The organism is Nostoc sp. NMS7 (assembly GCF_017115085.1).
Taxonomy (GTDB): Bacteria; Cyanobacteriota; Cyanobacteriia; order Cyanobacteriales; family Nostocaceae; genus Nostoc.
This window is the reverse complement of sequence record NZ_JABXKJ010000148.1, coordinates 59375-77210: the sequence shown is the minus strand read 5'-3', so window position 1 is coordinate 77210 and position 17836 is coordinate 59375. Positions and strand designations below refer to the sequence as shown.

Genomic DNA, 17836 nt, shown 5'->3' with positions numbered 1-17836 from the left:
CGCTTGGGTTAAGAAACCTCACCCTGGTTCTGCTACGCAAAACCTGTCCCTCTCCTTGGTAAGGAGAGGGATGTCCGTCAGGACTCTTTAAGGTTTTTGTTTTGGGTAAGGGACTTCCAAGAAATAAATTATCCATCTTGTGGGGTGGGCATCCTGCCCGCCCTGAATATAGGACGGGTGCGGACACCCATCCCACAAGAGAATTTGGGATGTTTTTTTATTTGGAAGTCCCTAATCTACTCAATCTTCAAGTTGAAAGGCAAGCGGGCGTAAACTCCCTGTGGATCGTTCATCTTTTGCAGAATTCCTACTTCCTGTTGCAGTTTCTGGAATTCATCGGTGAGGGGATTGGCTGATTTAAGTTGCGCTTTCTCAATCCCTAAAGCAGTCCGCGCTTCTTCTGTTGCATGCCCAAAAAACCGTTCTCCGAAGTTGCTAGTGCGAGGATATTCTTGAACTTCCCAATTTTCTCCTAGTTTCGCCTGGTTAGCAGCATAAGCGATCGCACTATTCAAACCACCAATTTCATCCACTAAACCAATTTCCTTGGCCGCCACACCCGACCAAACCCGTCCTTGGGCAATTTCTGCCACTTTTTGTTCTGGCAGTTTCCGACCTTGAGAAACTTTATTCAGAAACATATTATAAATGCGGTTAACATTGCGCTGATAAATTACCAACTCTTGAGGCGATTTCGGACGCGAAACTGTTTGATTATCAGCATAGCGTGCGGTTTTCACCGAATCCCAAGTAATGCCATTATCATTGGCGAGCTTTTGCCCATTGAATAGCAACCCAAACACCCCAATTGAGCCTGTAATGGTATTTGGTTCGGCAAAAATGCGGTTAGAGTCGCTAGCAATCCAATAACCCCCAGAGGCGGCGACATCACCCATTGACACTACAACTGGTTTCGCCTCACGAGTTAATTTTATTTCTCGCTGCATGACTTCGGCTGCGGTAGCACTACCACCAGGACTATTAATTCGTAAGACAACAGCCTTCACATCTTTATCTTGTCGCAGTTTGTTGAAGATTTTCGCAAAGCGATCGCCTCCTACTTGTCCATCTATTCCTTTGCCATCGACAATTTCGCCCTCAGCATAAACAACGGCAATTTGATTTTTGGAGTTACGTTCTACACCCAAAGATTTCCCGGAAACTTGGGCGTAACTATTCAGGCTAATTTGTCGGAATGTTTTGTCTTTTTGATCGCTATCTGTCAACTTTTTCAGGTCAGTTACCACTTCATCGGAGTATGCTATTTGATCAATTAAACCGCTAGTTTTGGCTTGTGTGGCTTCTAGTAGCGCCTGATTATCTGCGATCGCCTGTAACTTTCCAGGTTCAATTTTCCGACTTGCGCCCACAGTAGTCCGCCATTCTCCCCAAACATCATCCAACAATTTCTGAGTTTGTTCGCGGTTTTCTGGACTCAATTTTGTGAGGATAAACGGTTCAACAGCTCCCTTAAATTTCCCCACCCGCACGACTTGCACACCAATGCCATATTTCTGCAATGCACCCGCGTAGAACATCGGTTGTGAACTCAAACCGTTGACTTCCATTATTCCCAAAGGGTTAACTATAATCGAATCTGCCACTGAACAAAGGTAATATTCCTTTTTACTCCAATCACTGCCATAGGCGACAATCTTTTTCCCAGCAGCGCGAAACTCCTCCAACGCTTTCCGAATTTCTTTCAGGGAAGCATAGCCGATGTTACTAACTTGGCTTGTGCTGCTTGCATCCAGATAGATTCCGACAATTCGCGAATCGCGCCGCGCTTTTTCCAAAGTTTCCACAACTTTGCGGAGTGCGATTCTGTCGTCATCCACACCTGATATTGTGTTTTGAAACAGTTCACTTGAACTAGGTTCGCTATCAGTAATTTTCATCGACAAGTCAAAAACCAGCACTGACTTATCTTTCACGCTTGGCCCAATATCTTTAGAGGAGGTAGCAGCCAATATCAGCAAGAACAGTCCAGTGGTTCCTAGACCACCGAAAATAATTAGTCCTAGTAAGGTGCCAATTAAACTAGCAAAAGTTTGTTTGATAAAATTAGTCATTGGGTACTTGTACTGAGCGAAGTCGAAGTATGGGGCATTAGGCACTTGTACTGAGCGAAGTCGAAGTATTGGGCATTGGTCATTCACAAATGACAAAGGACAAATGACAAATGACCTACTTAATTTATTCTATGCGTTGTAAACTGCTAGAGTGCTTTAACTGATACAAGGTGGCGTTGCCAGTGCAAAATAAAACTGTGGTGATTTCGGCAATTAATACTTTAGCCAGTTCGGCAACTGCTGTCTCTGATGTTGCTGCTGCTTGCAAAAAAGGCATTGCTAAACCTGCTATATCTGCTCCCAAGGCGATCGCAGCTGCAACATCCAATCCATGACGCAAACCTCCCGAAGCAATTAAAGGTACATCTGGGGCGATCGCTCTAATTGTTGTAATACACTCTGCCGTCGGTAAACCCCAATCAGCAAAAGTCCTCCCTAAGCGACGTTGCAAAGGATTTTCTGCCCGTTCGCTTTCTACTTTTGCCCAAGAAGTACCCCCCGCACCAGCCACATCAATTGCTGCTACCCCAGCAGCGATCAGTTTCTGTGCGATCGCTGCTGAAATGCCGTTACCAACTTCCTTCGCAATCACTGGCACTGGTAGCTTAAAGCACAATTTAGATATTTTGTCAAGTAAACCTCGAAAATTAGTATCACCTTTGGATTGAATGCACTCTTGTAGAGGATTAATGTGTAAAATCAGGGCATCAGCCTCTAAGATATCAACTACCCGCAAACATTCATCTAAGCCGTACTTATAGTTAAGTTGCACAGCGCCCAAGTTCGCAAATAGCAGAACATCGGGGGCATACTTGCGGACAGCAAAAGTATCAGCCACCTGGGGTTTTTCTACCGCTACTCGTTGGGAACCAACACCCATTGCAATTTTGTAATGTTGCGCGACTTGGGCTAAACGTTGGTTAATGATTGCGGCTTGTTCTGTTCCGCCAGTCATAGAAGAAATTAACAAGGGTGCGCCCAGGTGTTTCCCCAGAAAAGTTGTACTGAGATCAATCTCGTTGTGGTTTAGTTCAGGTAAGCAAGAATGGGTGAAGCGATAACGTTCCAGTCCATTGGTGATTTGATCACACTGAACATCTTCCTCTAAGCAGATCCGAATGTGATCGGCTTTGCGATTCTGAGTTTGTGCAGAGATATTGGTAGGGGCGTTCACTAGTGGGTATGGTTAAAAGTATTTGCTTGCGATCGCTATTGTTACATTGTCTGCAACCGTCTTTTTATAATAAAAGTATTTATTTTCGCTATCTTTAGGGTAGGTTACGCTATTGATAACATACTCATTTCCCCATTTTGTGAGTTAATTAATATGGTTTTACAAACAGAAAAGCGCTACTACACCCCAGAAGAATATTTGGAATTAGAAGAAAAAGCTGAATATAAAAATGAATACAGAGACGGAGAAATTATTTCCATAATAGGAGAGACAACTAATCACAATAAAATTGCCGGAAATTTTTGTCGCAAATTTCCTTTAACAGTTCAAGGGCAAGATTATGACATATACATAGTCAATATTAAAGTATGGATACCTCGTTATCGTTTTTATACTTATCCTGATGTGATAGTTATCAAAGGTAAGCCTATTTACGAGGGAACAAGTACAACAATTATTACGAATCCCTTGTTAATTGTTGAAGTCTTATCAAATTCAACTAAAAATTATGATAAAACAGATAAGTTTAAATATTATCGTTCAATTCCTGGTTTTCAGGAATATATTATGATTGACCAGTATAGTTTTGCTGTGGAACAATTTGCCAAGCAAGCAGAAGGACAATGGATTTTTAAGGAATACGAAGGTGAAGAAGCAGTTTTAGTTTTAGATTCTATCGATTTTCAAATTACCTTGCGTGATATTTACGAACGGGTTAATTTTGAGTTGATTGAGGAATAAAACCCCTTCTCGCATCGGAAAGGGAGAAAATTCAACAATGGGCATCATTCACCGTGAATGATGCTTACTTGTTGCTGGTTACGCCGTCTGTATAGAAGCCGCTTTTAAGTCTGCGGTGGATTTTAACCGCGTAATGGTGGCTTTACGAATGCGATCGCTCTTGCGTACTCCGCCTGTCATTTCGTATTCTCGGCTGTCCTTGCCATACTTGAACGCCACACCACTAACCAAGCGTTCTGAAGTTTCGCGAATGGCCTTTTCAAGGGTTTCTATTTCTTCCTTTGCCGAGTCAAGGGCAGTTAGCATCATATTATACTGGTCAATCTGGTTGCGGAGTTGCCCAGTTAACTGGGTTAAATGGTTTAAGCTGATGGAATCACCAAAATCGAGGTTGGAATTAATCGATTTAAAGCCGATTACTTTCTGTTCGGTTTTTTCTAGCACGAGAGAGCTTTTTTTTTGGCGTGGCATCAATGGATACTTTTTACTAAACTTTATCTTTCTAGGATGTCTCAATGGGACAATATAGTGGTTCAGTAAAACTTCCGAAATAAGGTTTTTTTTATAATAAGATTTGATTGCTAGCTCAGTAATTACACGACGCTAGACAACAAATGCTTGAGAATGGACTTGTGTTGTAAACCAATGGGCTTGTGTTGTGAACCAATGGGCTTGTGTTGTGAACCAATGGGCTTGTGTTGTGAACCAATGGGCTTGTGTTGTGAACCAATGGGCTTGTGTTGTGAACCAATGGGCTTGTGTTGTGAACCAATGGGCTTGTGTTGTGAACCAATGGACTTGTCTGCTTGATTACTTATTAAACCCGAAGAACTCACCCCGCGCTTTGCTAAGGCTACGGTGTACATACAAGTCTGAGATAGCTGATTAACCAAGGTTTTACCCCACCCTAACCCTCCCCTTATAAAGGGGAGGGAACTAGATTTCTTGTTTCCCCCCAATATATCGGGGGGATTAAGGGGGGTAATTCGACTTGTGCGTACACTGTAGCTCTGCAAGCAAAGAGGGGCTTGTGATATTATTTATCCTCAGAAGGGCGATGTGTGGGTAACAGGCTTTTTTTCTGTTTTTCTTGCAAATTGCTGGCTTGTTTCAGGACTGGAATATACTGGTTAATCATCCAGATTAAAACCTCAATTGGTGAGTCTCCTTGCTGAAGGAGGTTTTCGGCATTTACGCCAATTAATATAGTTTGCAGAATTAGTAAGAAAGCGTAGGCGTAGCCCATCGTAGACATCGCTCTCAAAAAGCGATTGATGCTTTGGTGGAGTTAATCGGCAATCCACAACTTGATGATTCTACTCGAAGGCAAGCGGTACAGTACAGCTTAGGGCGAATTGGCTGTGGCAACCAAAAAGCGATCAATGCTTTGGTGGAGTTAATCGGCAAACCACAACTGGATGATTTTACCCAAAGGCTAACGGCATATAGTTTAGGGGAAATTGGCTGTGGCAACCAAAAAGCGATTGATGCTTTGGTGGAGTTAATCGGCAAACCACAATTGGATGATGCTCCCCTTTGGGTAGCAGCATATAGCTTAGGACAAATTGACTCTGGCAACCAAAAAGCGATTGATGCTTTAGTGGAGTTAATCGGCAATCCACAATTGGATGATGATACCCGAAGGCAAGCAGCATATAGCTTAGGGCAAATTGACTCTGGCAACCAAAAAGCGATTGATGCTTTAGTGGAGTTAATCGGCAATCCACAATTGGATGATGATACCCGAAGGCAAGCAGCATATAGCTTAGGGCAAATTGACTCTGGCAACCAAAAAGCGATTGATGCTTTAGTGGAGTTAATCGGCAATCCACAATTGGATGATGATACCCGAAGGCAAGCAGCATATAGCTTAGGACAAATTGACCCTGGCAACCAAAAAGCGATCCCTGCTTTGGTGGAGTTAATAGGCAAACCACAACTCGATGATTCTACCCGAAGGCAAGTGGCATATAGCTTAGAGAAAATTCTGTTAAAGGAACATCTGCCGAGTGTTGTCACTGCGTTAAAGGATTACTTATCACCTAAAACTTACAAAAATGACTTTGAGCGATTTGATAAGTGCTACAAAGTTATCTGGAAGTGTGCCCAAAGTATGCCCTACCCCGCTTTTTATCAAGCTTGGCATCAACAAGAGAAAGTGAAAGATGGAGAGTAGGAAAGAAAAATACGGGTGCTGTGTAAAGAAACATTTCTGTGTTTTAGAAGAAAGATATACTAGGCATCTATAATCAAACTTAATCTAACCTCACAACTTCCTCAAATTTCTGAACTGGACTTACCAACTCGCCTCTACGCTTCATATACCTCACTGCGATGAGCGATACTCTTGCAGAGTTACTTCGTGAACGCTACAACAAGTACCTGCACAAGTTCATCGTCTATGGAATAAATGACCCTGTAATCCCCGATTCGGTAGCGATAGTAACCTGCATAATCTCCCTTCAGGGCTTTAATGTTGGGGTGCGATCGAGGAATTTGTTCTAGCTGCTGCAAACATCGGGCAATTTTCTTAGCAAAAGCTTTGTCAGCATTGACATAAACTTCTTGGACATCGGGATGAAGAATAACTTCATACATCAGAGCGAAGAGTTCTCCAGGCGGTGTATTGGGCTTTAGGCGTTACTTGATTTTGCTTAACTCGCTCTAACAATCCAGGAATTGCCAAAAGTTCTTGGATTGCAGCTTCGCTTTCAGCATTTGCCAAATAAGCAGCAAAATCAGTCAGCACCCGTAATCGCTCTGGAGATAGTTGCTGGAGTAAGTCATTAAGCTGTTGCTGTAACTCTGCGACAGAGATCAAATCTGCTGATGACCCATCATCCATCGGAGAATTATCGGTAGTATTCATTGCCTACTTCATAATTTCAAGGTTTAGTTTTTATTATGCCGCGATCGCTGGAGATGATGGAAGTAATATCATGTCCGCTTGATTACTTACTAAACCCCAAGAACCCCACCCCGCCAAAGCTACGCTTTGTCTCCCCTCCCCGCCGGCGGGGAGGGGCTGGGGGTGGGGTGCAATGACTATGGGAATCACAACTAATTACCCGGACATGATATAACTAGCTTTTATACTTGACTTTTAACTTCATTGTGCCTAAGCTACCGACTATAAATTCAAACGAACTTGTGTTGTGAACCTAAGCTATCAAAATTCTTCCAGGTGCTTTGGTTATCTTAGGGGAAACTGTGGCAGAGGCGATCGCACCTAATAAAACAGATATTATGAACAGAATGGGAATGCCTATTGACGGGTATAACGATGTTTCACCCCAATGGGGAAATATTCAAAATCACCCATTGGGGCTAATGTAACTTGTGGTGTTTGATATTCTGCGGGAACATAATTTGCAAACTCGCTATTTAGGCGTAGCAGTTGTGAAAGAATAGAAGATGCGATCGCTTGTCTTTGAGCTTCACTACCCTCCACCCCTGGTGCTAACTCCACAACCACAGATAAAAATCGATTCTTATCTGCATCTTCCTTCACCTGCAACACAAATTTACCCGTCACCCATTCTTGAATTCCTGGTTGTTCTAATCCCACCGTCACATTTTCTGGATAGATATTTGCACCAAAGTAGGAAACTGTAAAGTTAGAACGACCGAAGACATAAACGAAAGGTAGCTGATGAATACCTCTAGGTGATTGTTGAGTATTAGAACGGAGATTTTCAAGCGGGTTAAATCCCCATTCAGCTAAAAATTGCAGCATGGCATCATAACTAATTATCCCGCCAGTATCCAAGATGTCATAACGCACTAAGGGAATACCGTTATCTCCCGAAAACAGCAATCCGCCATCTTCAACTTCAAAAAAGCGACTGCAAGGATCATATTGTACCAACGTGGGTAAACGCGATTCTCCAAATAAAGCTCTAGCTGCATCGGGATTTTTTGCCAAAAAACGGCGAATGCAGATACTTAACGGTGTTTCATTGCCCAAAACTCCTGCATCCGCAGTACCATAAAGTGATGCAAAATCATAGCAAGGATTTTGTGAACCAACTCGTTCCCCAACTAAACTCCGCCATTCTTCACTAAATACTTCTCCCGCCATCACTAATTTAATCTGATATTGCTGCCACTCCACTCCACGGGCGATACCAGTATCAATCACATCTTTTAAGAATGGCGGGTATCCCAATAACACCACTTGCTCAAATGTTGAACCTAATTCCTGAATAACTCGCAATATTTCTTCTTTGTTGTTACCAGGAGTAATTACAGTGATGGGATAACCTTTGCTAGCAAGATAACGACAGCAATTGGTGGTAAACATTCCACCTACCCAAGTGCCCAAAGTGAAACAAATGACTGCGAGGGTACGTCTGGTATCTGAATAGAAACTATCGTGAAAAATCTGTTCAAAGCGTGTGGCGATTTGGAGTTCATCTGTGAAAAAACGAGGCCAAAATGTCGGTTTCCCACTGGAACCTGAAGAAGCAGCTATCATATCACACCCTTGGAGTTGTCCGTTGCGGCACAAGTCAGCTAAGGGATAACGCAGGATATAATTTTGTTTAGACATCGCTGGTAGTTTTTGAAACTCCTCTAAGCTTTGAATAGTCGCAGGATTAATTTCCCTTTCTGCTAAAAACGCCTTGTAAGCTGGTACATTAGCCGCCACATCGTGAAATAAACTCAAAGCTGCCGAAGTTTGAGTGTTGAGATGCCGTTGCAGTAGCGTTTCTAGGGGGGTAGACAAAAAATCTTCAAATGCTTTAATTACTTGCTGCTGTCGTGGTTTGCAGTTCATGACGCTTGTTATTTATCCTGAAGTAGAACCAACACCGTTAAAATAATTCGTAGTACTTCGGCTCCTCTCGACTTCGCTCAAGGCAAGTCGCTCAGTACAAGTTTGTAACACTTCGGCTCCTTTCGACTTCGCTCAAGGCAAGTCGCTCAGTACAAGTTTGTAATTCGTAGGATATCCGAAAATGAGGGTATGCGCGTTGTAGTTAGTCAATAAAACCTTAATTTATCCTTGGGCACTATGCAGCTCTATTGCAGTAAACAACATACAAATAATGGTAGTAGCCGCTTTTGTACCCATTGTGGTGAACCATTACCTCTTGCTGTGGGGGAAATTGTGGATAATCGCTATCAAATTATCCGTCATCTAGGACAGGGCGGCTTTGGTCGCACCTATTTGGCGGAAGATAGAAATAAATCCGATCAAACCTGTGTGCTGAAGGAATTTGCACCCCAAGTACAAGAACAGCAAGATTTACAAAAAGCTAAAGAGTTATTTGAACGAGAAGCAAATGTTCTGAAAAAACTCCAACATCCGCAAATTCCGCGTTTTCACGCTACGCTACAAGTGAAGATAGGCACTAAAGATTTTTTCTTTCTCGTGCAAGATTATGTGGATGGTGATAATTATTACCAATTATTAGAACAGCGTGAAAGTCAGGGAAAAACTTTTAGTGAAGAGGAAGTAATCATACTACTCCAACAAATTTTACCCGTGTTATCCTATATCCACTCACTAGATGTAGTTCATCGCGATATCACTCCTGATAATTTGATTTGGCGGCGTTCTGATCATCTACCAGTGCTGATTGATTTTGGTGGTGTCAAGCAATTGCCAGCTTCTCAAGGTTTTTGGCGCACAAAGTTGGTTGAAAATAACACTTTGCTGGGTAAAAAAGGCTACGCTCCAGAGGAACAGCTACGGCAGGGTAAAGTATTTTTAAGTAGTGATTTATATTCTTTGGCGGTGACATCCCTGGTGTTGCTCACGGGTAAAGAACCGCAAAAATTATACGACAGCTATCAGGGAATTTGGGGATGGGGAAAGGAAATTAAAGTTAGTCCGCAACTGGAAGCGGTGTTAAAAAAGATGCTGGCTTATAAACCGAGCGATCGCTACCAACGAGCCGAGCAAATTCTCAAAGATTTACCATCGCCAATTGCTACTAAATCCCCAGATAATTATATTACTACCAAGATTAAAACGATGGTAGTTGCTCCAGGAAGACAACGCGCTAGTGCTATTCTGAGTAGATTTCAGAGCCAAACGCAAGCAATCGCTAAACCGATATCTTGGCCTGTTTGGATTCGCCCTTTTGTGATCAGTTTAGGGGGAACAGCTTTAATTGGATTAACTTTAGCGGCAGGAAATGCAGTCATTCGGACTGTAACTTCAATCACCATACCATCAATTTCATTACCGCAAATTCCCCAGTTCCCAAATCCGATCGCTAAACCAGTCAGCGACAAAGGAAAAAATGGCGACCTCCAACAAATTAACAGTCGTCGCCAACAGCTAGAAATTACTGAAGGATTTTTTATTACCTTTGTAGATAATTTATTTTATACGAAAAAACCAGAATTAAAGGGACGTAGCTTGACATCTAAACCTGAAGACGTTGGTTTACGAGATGAATGGTCTGGTATCGCTGACGATTTGTTGAATAAACTAGAACAGGCTAACCTCAGTCCAGCAGCTCGTCGGAAATTGGGGAACTATACTGCACAAAATTACGAAACATGGAGACGACAAGCGCGATCGGGGCAGTTTGGGAACTATACAATTGATCAACTGAACAAAGATACAAATGAAAAATTTGATCGATTGTTTCCTGATCAGCAGCGTGGGAAACTTAATCAACAGACTTTTGGTCAAATTTGGTATGCGATCGCAGCTGATCAAGTCAGTAAACTAGAATCTGGCAAGTAAGGGGACTGGGGAAGAGTCACTAATGACTAATAACTAATGACTAATGACTAAAATCTATTGTTCTCAAGGACATGAAAATTCCCCAGGTAGCCGCTTTTGTCTCCAGTGTGGTGAAAAGTTGTTGGATACGCCCATGAGTTATAGTATCCAACCGGGACTAACTTTAGGCGATCGCTATGTGATTTTGCGTCAAATTGGTCAAGGTGGCTTTGGACGCACTTATTTAGCTGAAGATATCAACCGTTTCCGCGAACTTTGTGTTTTAAAGGAATTTTCCCCCCAAGTTCAAACCGCTTACGTGATCCAAAAAGCTGAAGAACTGTTTGAGAGAGAAGCGAGTGTTCTTTATAAACTGCAACATCCCCAAATTCCTCGCTTTCGGGAACTACTTCGGCTGAACTTAGGGGGCAAAGAATATCTGTTTTTGGTGCAAGATTATGTCGAAGGGGAAACTTACAATTCTTTGTTAGATGCCCGGATAAAACAGGGTTTGCGCTTTACAGAAGTAGAAATACGCCAATTGTTGCAACAAATTTTGCCAGTATTGGAATACATTCACTCACTAGGCGTAATTCATCGAGATATTTCTCCAGATAACTTAATGCTTCGCACTGTTGATCAACTGCCGATGTTAATTGATTTTGGCGGTGTCAAACAAGTAGTAGCAACCGTAGCTTCCCAATATTATCAACCCGGCATAGTTGCATCTTCTCCATCACCAACCCTATTGGGTAAAGTCGGATTTGCTCCCCCAGAACAGATGCAAACTGGGTTAGTATCTCCCCATAGCGACTTGTATGCAATGGCCGCAACAATGCTGGTTTTACTGACAGGAAAACAACCCCAAGAATTAATTGATAACTACACTCTTAGTTGGCAGTGGCGGCGGGAAGTTAGCCTCAGTCAAACTTTGGCACAGGTATTAGATAAAATGTTATCTGTCAGACCAAGCGATCGCTATCAATCAGCCCGTCAAGTACTCCAAGCCATCAACCCGCCCTCAGTTAACTATTCCCCACCACAACCCACATCCGCCACCGTTGCCATCTCTCCACCTCCTCCATCCCCCAGCCTGCGGGAACCTAAAGCTACATCTCGCCCATCCCCTCAGCCCACAAGCTGGTGGACACCAACAAAAACCTTCCTAGTGGCACTATTAGTATTTGGTACTGTTGGATTAATTTGGTGGGGAGTGAATAGCCGCCGTGATCTCGCCCAAATCAAACCTACTCCTACAGCCAGCCCAATTCCAACCAGTGAACAACCAACCGATCCCTTAGCGCAATATTCACCAGCAGAACGGGAACGTAAAGAAAGATTAAGCGATCGCCGTCAACAATTGGGCATTGATGAGAAATTCTACATCAACTTGGTAAATCAAGTTTTTTGGGACAGAAATCCCAGTTTACGGGGACGCACTCTCAGCAACGGTACCCAAGATGAGAGTTTGCGGGCAGAATGGGATCAAACAGCAAGAGAATTGCTCGAAAAGCTAGCGCCACTGAGTGCAAATACACGTCAAAGATTGGGAACTTACACAACTGCTGAACGCGATCGCTGGAAACTACAAGTCAACAAAATCAACGTCGGTAGTCGTTCTTTGTCTGATTTGGGAGACGCTGCTTTCTTAAGTGTATTTCCCGATCGGCGTGGTAAAGATTTTCGGTCTGGAACCATCGGACAAGTTTGGTATGGTTTTGTTAGCGATCGGCTAAGTGCTATCCTCGACGGTAGCGCTTTCGAGAAACTTGTATTTGATCCGGGCGCTACCGGCAAAACAGTCAGTGGTACTCTTCAACCTGGTGGTGGTAAAGTGTTCATTGCTGAACTTGCCAAAGAGCAATCTTTGGAATTGAAGCTAGAAGCAAATTCCCAAGTTTTGTTATCAGTCTATTCACCCTCTGGCAAAATCAAACTTTTGCAAGATTCTACCCAGCGTACTTTGTCAACTAAATTACCAGAAAAGGGATTTTACGAGTTTGTCGTAGTTTCCACAGCATCGAAACCACTAGATTATCAACTCAGCATGACAGTGGAAAATCCCACCCGTCCCCCATTGCCTACACCAACGCCCACTCCTACGCAAATTCCTACACCAACACCCACGCCAACTCTGATACCAACTCCCACTGAAACCGCTACTCCAACACCCACACCGACGCAGGAGACAACGCCCCAGTAGAGAGTTATCCTCTACGTTTGGAGTGTCTCTACCTGGATCTAATCTCGATAAAATTTATCTAAAGCTTAAGAGGTTATTTTAAAAGTGATTGGCTGTGATTTTAGGCACTTATTGATCCCCTCTAATAATGTTCATCAAACAAATCAGTAGTTTTCAAAAGTACTTAATTAAACTTTACACAGATAATAATCGAATGTATTATCAATCGCATTGATTGACATATTAAAGATTTGATTAAAAATATATTAAAGATTTGATAAAGTAGTTGATGTAACCTTGTACTTCAGGATAATTAAATAATTACAGATAAATTCAAAAACAATCGGAAAAAGAACCCCGATATTTGACATAATTACTTACCATTCCGGTAATTAATTAAGGGATTTTCATGAAATAAATTATCTAATTTTGTAGAGTAGGCGTCTTGCTCACCCGCAACCAACGGCGGGCTTTTCAGGTCAGCCCACAATAAATAGTTGGATATTTTTTTCTTTAGAAGTTCCTAACCAAATAATTAATGTTTTCTTGCCTTTGATTATGCAAAAGGCAAGTAATATCGATTGAACTGATAAATAGTTCTTTGACCGAGACTCAATTTACGTATTAGTGAGAAATTCACCAGAGATAATATGGCATTTATTTTCGGCACTACAGGTTTTGATACGAGAAATGGGACTTTCGGAAATGACACAATAGTTGGTTGGGCTAGTGGTGGTAATGCCAATACTATTTCCGGTAACGATACCTTGAATGGTTTGGCTGGTAATGATTCCCTTGCAGGTGGGACGGCGAACGACAGTCTAAGCGGTGGAGATGGCAATGACACACTTGATGGGGGCACAGGAAACGACATTCTAGTAGGTGGTGCAGGCAGTGACACCTTCAAAGGCAGTCAGGGTAACGACGGCATTGATGGTGGAGATGGGATTAATACCGCAGACTACAGTCAACTAGGTCAAGCCATTACCTTGTCAGGTGTAGGAACCATTCAAAAAGCTGGGAAATTGGGGCAAGACCAACTCTTTAAAATAGAAAAGATTATTGCTAATGCTAATGTTGCCAACAACACCATAGATGCATCCCAATCTTCGCCTGGGGTATTTATCACCGTTAATCTGCAAACCCAAAGTTTGGCTGCCAATAACATTCCTGGTTTGGGAACATTGTCATTTACTGCGGTCAACTTTGATAATATTATCGGTACAAATGCAAATGACATCATTGTTGGCGACAACCAAAATAACCAATTATCTGGTAATAAAGGCAATGACACACTTGATGGGGGCTTAGGTCGTGACAGTTTGAATGGGGGAGCAGGCGACGACACTTACATTGTTGACGGTGCTGCTGACACGATTACGGAGGCGGCTAATTCAGGTACAGATATCGTCCGGTCTTCTATCCCCTACGTGCTGGGTGTCAATCTAGAGAATCTGAGGCTGACGGGAACTAGCAACATCTACGGCATAGGTAACAGTCTTGACAACTTCCTGTTTGCTAATACTGCTAACAACACTCTGAATGCCAGAGCCGGCAATGACACGCTCGACGGTAATTTCGGCGATGATATTCTCAATGGTGAGGACGGCAATGATAGCCTACAAGGTGGACCGGGCAATGACGTACTCAATGGCGGGGCTGGAGACGACATCCTCATCGGTGTTTTTCCTGGTAGTCCGTTTCCACCTGGATTAGGGGAAACTGATAATTTGACTGGCGGGGCTGGGGCAGATACATTTGTGCTGGGGGACGCTGAAAATGTTTTCTACGACGATAACAACAGTACGAATTTTGGTTTTGGGGACTTGGCTATTATTAATGACTTCGACTCTAGCCAAGATGTAATTCAACTTAAAGGATCTTCACAGGATTATCTCCTACAAGTTGTTGGAAGCAACACACGAATATTCTTAGATAAACTGGGAGCAGAGCAAAATGAGATCATCGGTGTTGTGGTGGGGGTAGTGGATCTCACACTTGATAGTAACAACTTCACTTTTCTGTGAAATAGCTATTATAAAAGCCTTTGTCAACTTGCCAGACCCTCGACGTAGTGCCAGACAACGCCATAGACAAGCCCTCTGCCTTGCTCTTTTGGCTCTGGCCGCTTGCTGGTAAGCGTGGGTTTCTAGCCATCCGTGACTGATTCTAGAACCATACGACATTGATTCTAAAACCAATGAAACACAGTTCTTCCCCTATTTAATGTAGAGACGTTACACGTAACGTCTATACATAATTCTAAAGATGGCTATTAAGCATCATCTAAAGCCGCAATTCCAGGCAATACTTTGCCTTCAAGTAACTCCAAGCTAGCGCCGCCGCCGGTGGAGATGTGGCTCATTTGGTCAGCTAAACCAACCTTTTCCACAGCCGCTACTGAGTCGCCGCCGCCGATAATGGTGGTTGTGCCAGTTTTGCTAATTTCGGCGAGGGTATGAGCGATCGCTTCTGTACCTACTGCAAACTTATCAAACTCAAACACACCCATTGGGCCGTTCCAAATTACCGTTTTGGTATCTGCAAGGGCATCTTGAAAAACTTTTACTGAGTCTGGGCCAATATCCAAACCCATCCAACCATCTGGGATATTCTCAATGCTAACGGTTTGAGAATTCGCATCTGGGGCAAAGTTATCTGCTACTACCACATCTGTAGGAAGCAATAAAGCAACACCCCGTTCTTTAGCCTTAGCTTCCAAAGACTTCGCCAATTCTAGCTTGTCTTCTTCTACCAATGACTTACCGACATTCAAACCACGGGCTTTGTAGAAGGTGAAAATCATTCCACCGCCGATAATCAGCTTATCGCACTTCTCCAGTAACGTTTCAATCACGCCAATTTTACTGGAAACTTTGGAACCGCCGATAATTGCTGCCAAAGGACGTTGGGGATTTTCAATAGCGTTTTGCAGATATTGCAATTCTTTCTCAACCAAATATCCAGCCACAGAAGGACTGAGGAATTTAGTCACACCTTCAGTTGAAGCATGGGCGCGGTGTGCAGTACCAAAAGCATCATTTACATAAAAATCAGCATTAGCTGCCAATTTTTTCGCAAATTCTGGATCGTTTTTCTCTTCTTCTTTGTAAAAGCGGACATTTTCTAGTAACAGGACTTGTCCATTTTGCAACGCGCCAACTTTAGCTGCAACTTCATCGCCAATAGAGTCATCAGTTTTAATCACTTCTTGCCCCAGTAACTCCGAGAGACGCTTGGCAACCGGAGTTAGGCGTAATTTGTCATCCACACCCTTGGGACGTCCAAAATGGCTGGCGAGAATGACCTTAGCACCCTTCTGCGTCAAATCTTTAATGGTTGGTAGAGCGGCGCGAATGCGAGTATCGTCGGTAATGTTGCCTTGATCATCCACAGGCACATTAAAGTCAACCCGCACTAAGGCACGTTTCCCAGAGATATCAGCCGAAGATAAACTTGCTAAACTTTTTTTGGACACACCAAACTCTCCTGATTACCTTTTTGTTATTGTTTTGAAAGTAGAACCATCCAGATTTTACCGGAGTCAGGGGTGCCCAGGTGACAGAAATGTTTAAGACAGTACTATTTCCTATTGATCAAAGCCGGGAAACGCGGGAAGCTGCTGACGTAGTTACCAACGTAGTCAAAAAGTATGCCAGTCGCTTGGTGCTGCTATCTGTGGTAGAAGAACCACCAAAAGACGCGCCTAGTGCAGATCCGATGGTGTCACCACAGGTAGTTGCCAAACTGCTGGAAAATGCTCAATCTTTATTTTCTGGGCAAGGAATTCAATCCGAAATCCTGGAAAGGCAAGGTAAACCAGCTTTTACTATCTGCGATGTCGCTGATGAAATCGGGGCTGATTTAATTATTATGGGTTGTCGGGGGCTAGGCTTGACTGAAGAAGGAGCGGATGATAGTGTGACTACTCGCGTGATTAACCTTTCCCCCTGCCCAGTGCTGATTGTGCCTTAGCAGGTTAAATCGGCGGTTAGAAACCGCATCTACACAAACAAAACCCGCTCCGAAGTTCGGAGCGGGTTAAAAAAGTTTGATTTTCCATTAGCCCGGAGATGTAGCTCTCGTTTGTCTAGCCAAGAATTCGATTAGACATTTGCTGAAATTAACTATGCGTTGCCGGAAATCCTTGGTAGGCAGAATTCTTCAATTGTGCCTACGTCATTTTCACTCCTATGTCTAACGGTCTAAAAGCGATAGTTGCGATCGCGCACCCACATACTAACTGGCACCGCCTTACCCTGTGGATCTACTTTCGCCTTCACTACAATCGGTGGTAGCTGTCCTCTGCGGGCGCGTTGGGCTTGCAAGTCGTTGGTAATCTGCCGCCGTTGGTTTTCTTTGATGTAATATGTTTCTAAGCCGTAGTTAACAGAACCATTCTGATAAACACCTTTTAAGCCGACTTGGTTAGCTCTAAGAGTTGTAGGGCGATCGCTACTTACTCGCAACGGTCTCCAAGCTCTAGGAACACCGCGACTAAAGGATAGTTGCTCTTGCAAAATCACGTAGATGTTGGTTCCTTCAGGCAATCTTCTGCCACTTCCACGACCTTTGCTGACTAACGTTTGCCAACCAGGTAGTCTGCTCAAATTTGCAGTACGAGATATGTTGTAATCTAACGCTAAGGTGTTACCATTTAGTACATCGTTAGGGTTTACAGGTACGGTTTGCAAAATCACCGTTTTGCCTGCCACATCTGTATAAACCGCTTGGGCTGGTACTGCCATAATTAGCCCTGTTTGCACCGCCAGAGGAACTATTAACCGCCAAAAAGGTAAGGGTTTATTCGATTTTTGTTCAGTCGCAATTAAGTAATCCCGAAAAGTCACCTTATTGGAAAATTCGGCTTCGGGAGACAAGGGTTTATTTTTAGATTCAGAAGAACTATTAGTCATGAGCGTAGTCCTAAAAAGCAGAGGTCTTGAAGAGGCCAAAAGTAATGAGATTAGGACTAACGCAGA

General features: G+C 43.1%; 16 protein-coding genes. 6 read left to right on the top strand and 10 right to left on the bottom strand.

Going from position 1 to position 17836, the window contains the following annotated elements; all coding sequences use genetic code 11:
- Positions 1-236 precede the first annotated feature (236 nt).
- A complete protein-coding gene (sppA, locus tag HWQ38_RS15380; RefSeq protein WP_292794897.1) occupies positions 237-2072 on the bottom strand; it encodes a signal peptide peptidase SppA in 1836 nt (611 codons plus the stop codon).
- A gap of 124 nt (positions 2073-2196) precedes the next feature.
- Entirely contained in the window at positions 2197-3246 is a 1050-nt protein-coding gene (gene fni, locus HWQ38_RS15375) for a type 2 isopentenyl-diphosphate Delta-isomerase (protein ID WP_292794895.1), read from the bottom strand.
- A 153-nt stretch (positions 3247-3399) separates the two neighbouring features.
- Between fni and HWQ38_RS15370 the strand changes: the two genes are divergently transcribed.
- Entirely contained in the window at positions 3400-3987 is a 588-nt protein-coding gene (locus HWQ38_RS15370) for a Uma2 family endonuclease (protein WP_292794894.1), read from the top strand.
- 78 nt (positions 3988-4065) lie between these two features.
- On the opposite strand, the gene HWQ38_RS15365 is transcribed toward HWQ38_RS15370, so the two are convergent.
- The 3 genes from HWQ38_RS15365 to HWQ38_RS15355 form a co-directional block, all read right to left on the bottom strand.
- Entirely contained in the window at positions 4066-4458 is a 393-nt protein-coding gene (locus HWQ38_RS15365) for a hypothetical protein (protein WP_292794893.1), read from the bottom strand.
- A gap of 122 nt (positions 4459-4580) precedes the next feature.
- Complete coding sequence (locus HWQ38_RS15360) at positions 4581-4880, bottom strand: hypothetical protein (RefSeq protein ID WP_292794892.1); 300 nt, start codon at positions 4878-4880, stop codon at positions 4581-4583.
- Positions 4881-5023: 143 nt separating this feature from the next.
- A complete protein-coding gene (locus HWQ38_RS15355) occupies positions 5024-5242 on the bottom strand; it encodes a hypothetical protein (RefSeq protein ID WP_292794891.1) in 219 nt (72 codons plus the stop codon).
- A 27-nt stretch (positions 5243-5269) separates the two neighbouring features.
- On the opposite strand from HWQ38_RS15355, the gene HWQ38_RS15350 reads away from it, so the two are divergent.
- Positions 5270-6163: a HEAT repeat domain-containing protein gene (locus HWQ38_RS15350; RefSeq protein WP_292794952.1), complete on the top strand. Its 894-nt coding sequence runs from the start codon at positions 5270-5272 to the stop codon at positions 6161-6163.
- Between the two features lie 179 nt (positions 6164-6342).
- Here HWQ38_RS15350 and HWQ38_RS15345 read toward each other — a convergent pair whose 3' ends face one another.
- The 3 genes from HWQ38_RS15345 to HWQ38_RS15335 all read right to left on the bottom strand — a co-directional run bounded on the left by HWQ38_RS15345 (position 6343) and on the right by HWQ38_RS15335 (position 8767).
- Positions 6343-6585, bottom strand: coding sequence for a type II toxin-antitoxin system RelE/ParE family toxin (locus HWQ38_RS15345; RefSeq protein WP_292794890.1), 243 nt, complete (start codon positions 6583-6585; stop codon positions 6343-6345).
- Positions 6578-6856 carry a hypothetical protein gene (locus tag HWQ38_RS15340; protein WP_292794889.1) on the bottom strand — a complete coding sequence of 93 codons (279 nt, stop codon included), beginning with the start codon at positions 6854-6856 and terminating at the stop codon, positions 6578-6580. The genes HWQ38_RS15345 and HWQ38_RS15340 overlap by 8 nt, the downstream gene beginning before the upstream one ends.
- A gap of 396 nt (positions 6857-7252) precedes the next feature.
- Entirely contained in the window at positions 7253-8767 is a 1515-nt protein-coding gene (locus HWQ38_RS15335) for a phenylacetate--CoA ligase family protein (RefSeq protein ID WP_292794888.1), read from the bottom strand.
- Between the two features lie 237 nt (positions 8768-9004).
- Here HWQ38_RS15335 and HWQ38_RS15330 point away from each other — a divergent pair, with 237 nt between their 5' ends.
- The 3 genes from HWQ38_RS15330 (at position 9005) to HWQ38_RS15320 (ending at position 14881) form a co-directional block, all read left to right on the top strand.
- Entirely contained in the window at positions 9005-10693 is a 1689-nt protein-coding gene (locus HWQ38_RS15330; RefSeq protein WP_292794887.1) for a serine/threonine-protein kinase, read from the top strand.
- A 43-nt stretch (positions 10694-10736) separates the two neighbouring features.
- The gene (locus HWQ38_RS15325; RefSeq protein ID WP_292794886.1) at positions 10737-12875 is read left to right on the top strand and encodes a serine/threonine-protein kinase; all 2139 of its coding nucleotides are present in this window, start codon (positions 10737-10739) and stop codon (positions 12873-12875) included.
- A 629-nt stretch (positions 12876-13504) separates the two neighbouring features.
- The gene (locus HWQ38_RS15320) at positions 13505-14881 is read left to right on the top strand and encodes a calcium-binding protein (RefSeq protein ID WP_292794885.1); all 1377 of its coding nucleotides are present in this window, start codon (positions 13505-13507) and stop codon (positions 14879-14881) included.
- A gap of 248 nt (positions 14882-15129) precedes the next feature.
- On the opposite strand, the gene HWQ38_RS15315 is transcribed toward HWQ38_RS15320, so the two are convergent.
- Positions 15130-16332: a phosphoglycerate kinase gene (locus tag HWQ38_RS15315; RefSeq protein ID WP_292794883.1), complete on the bottom strand. Its 1203-nt coding sequence runs from the start codon at positions 16330-16332 to the stop codon at positions 15130-15132.
- 89 nt (positions 16333-16421) lie between these two features.
- On the opposite strand from HWQ38_RS15315, the gene HWQ38_RS15310 reads away from it, so the two are divergent.
- Positions 16422-16829, top strand: a complete 408-nt coding sequence (locus HWQ38_RS15310; RefSeq protein WP_292794882.1) for a universal stress protein — start codon at positions 16422-16424, stop codon at positions 16827-16829.
- A 230-nt stretch (positions 16830-17059) separates the two neighbouring features.
- Here the strand turns inward: HWQ38_RS15310 and HWQ38_RS15305 are convergent, their stop codons facing one another.
- Complete coding sequence (locus HWQ38_RS15305) at positions 17060-17770, bottom strand: GDYXXLXY domain-containing protein (RefSeq protein ID WP_292794881.1); 711 nt, start codon at positions 17768-17770, stop codon at positions 17060-17062.
- Between the last annotated feature and the right edge of the window lie 66 nt (positions 17771-17836).

Bases quoted from the DNA above. Each gene is read 5' to 3' on its own strand.
- sppA (WP_292794897.1), bottom strand. From the start codon at position 2,072: ATGACTAATTTTATCAAACAAACTTTTGCTAGTTTAATTGGCACCTTA.
- HWQ38_RS15370 (WP_292794894.1), top strand. From the start codon at position 3,400: ATGGTTTTACAAACAGAAAAGCGCTACTACACCCCAGAAGAATATTTG.
- HWQ38_RS15365 (WP_292794893.1), bottom strand. From the start codon at position 4,458: ATGCCACGCCAAAAAAAAAGCTCTCTCGTGCTAGAAAAAACCGAACAG.
- HWQ38_RS15355 (WP_292794891.1), bottom strand. From the start codon at position 5,242: ATGTCTACGATGGGCTACGCCTACGCTTTCTTACTAATTCTGCAAACT.
- HWQ38_RS15345 (WP_292794890.1), bottom strand. From the start codon at position 6,585: ATGTATGAAGTTATTCTTCATCCCGATGTCCAAGAAGTTTATGTCAAT.
- HWQ38_RS15340 (WP_292794889.1), bottom strand. From the start codon at position 6,856: ATGAATACTACCGATAATTCTCCGATGGATGATGGGTCATCAGCAGAT.
- HWQ38_RS15335 (WP_292794888.1), bottom strand. From the start codon at position 8,767: ATGAACTGCAAACCACGACAGCAGCAAGTAATTAAAGCATTTGAAGAT.
- HWQ38_RS15330 (WP_292794887.1), top strand. From the start codon at position 9,005: ATGCAGCTCTATTGCAGTAAACAACATACAAATAATGGTAGTAGCCGC.
- HWQ38_RS15325 (WP_292794886.1), top strand. From the start codon at position 10,737: ATGACTAAAATCTATTGTTCTCAAGGACATGAAAATTCCCCAGGTAGC.
- HWQ38_RS15320 (WP_292794885.1), top strand. From the start codon at position 13,505: ATGGCATTTATTTTCGGCACTACAGGTTTTGATACGAGAAATGGGACT.
- HWQ38_RS15310 (WP_292794882.1), top strand. From the start codon at position 16,422: ATGTTTAAGACAGTACTATTTCCTATTGATCAAAGCCGGGAAACGCGG.
- HWQ38_RS15305 (WP_292794881.1), bottom strand. From the start codon at position 17,770: ATGACTAATAGTTCTTCTGAATCTAAAAATAAACCCTTGTCTCCCGAA.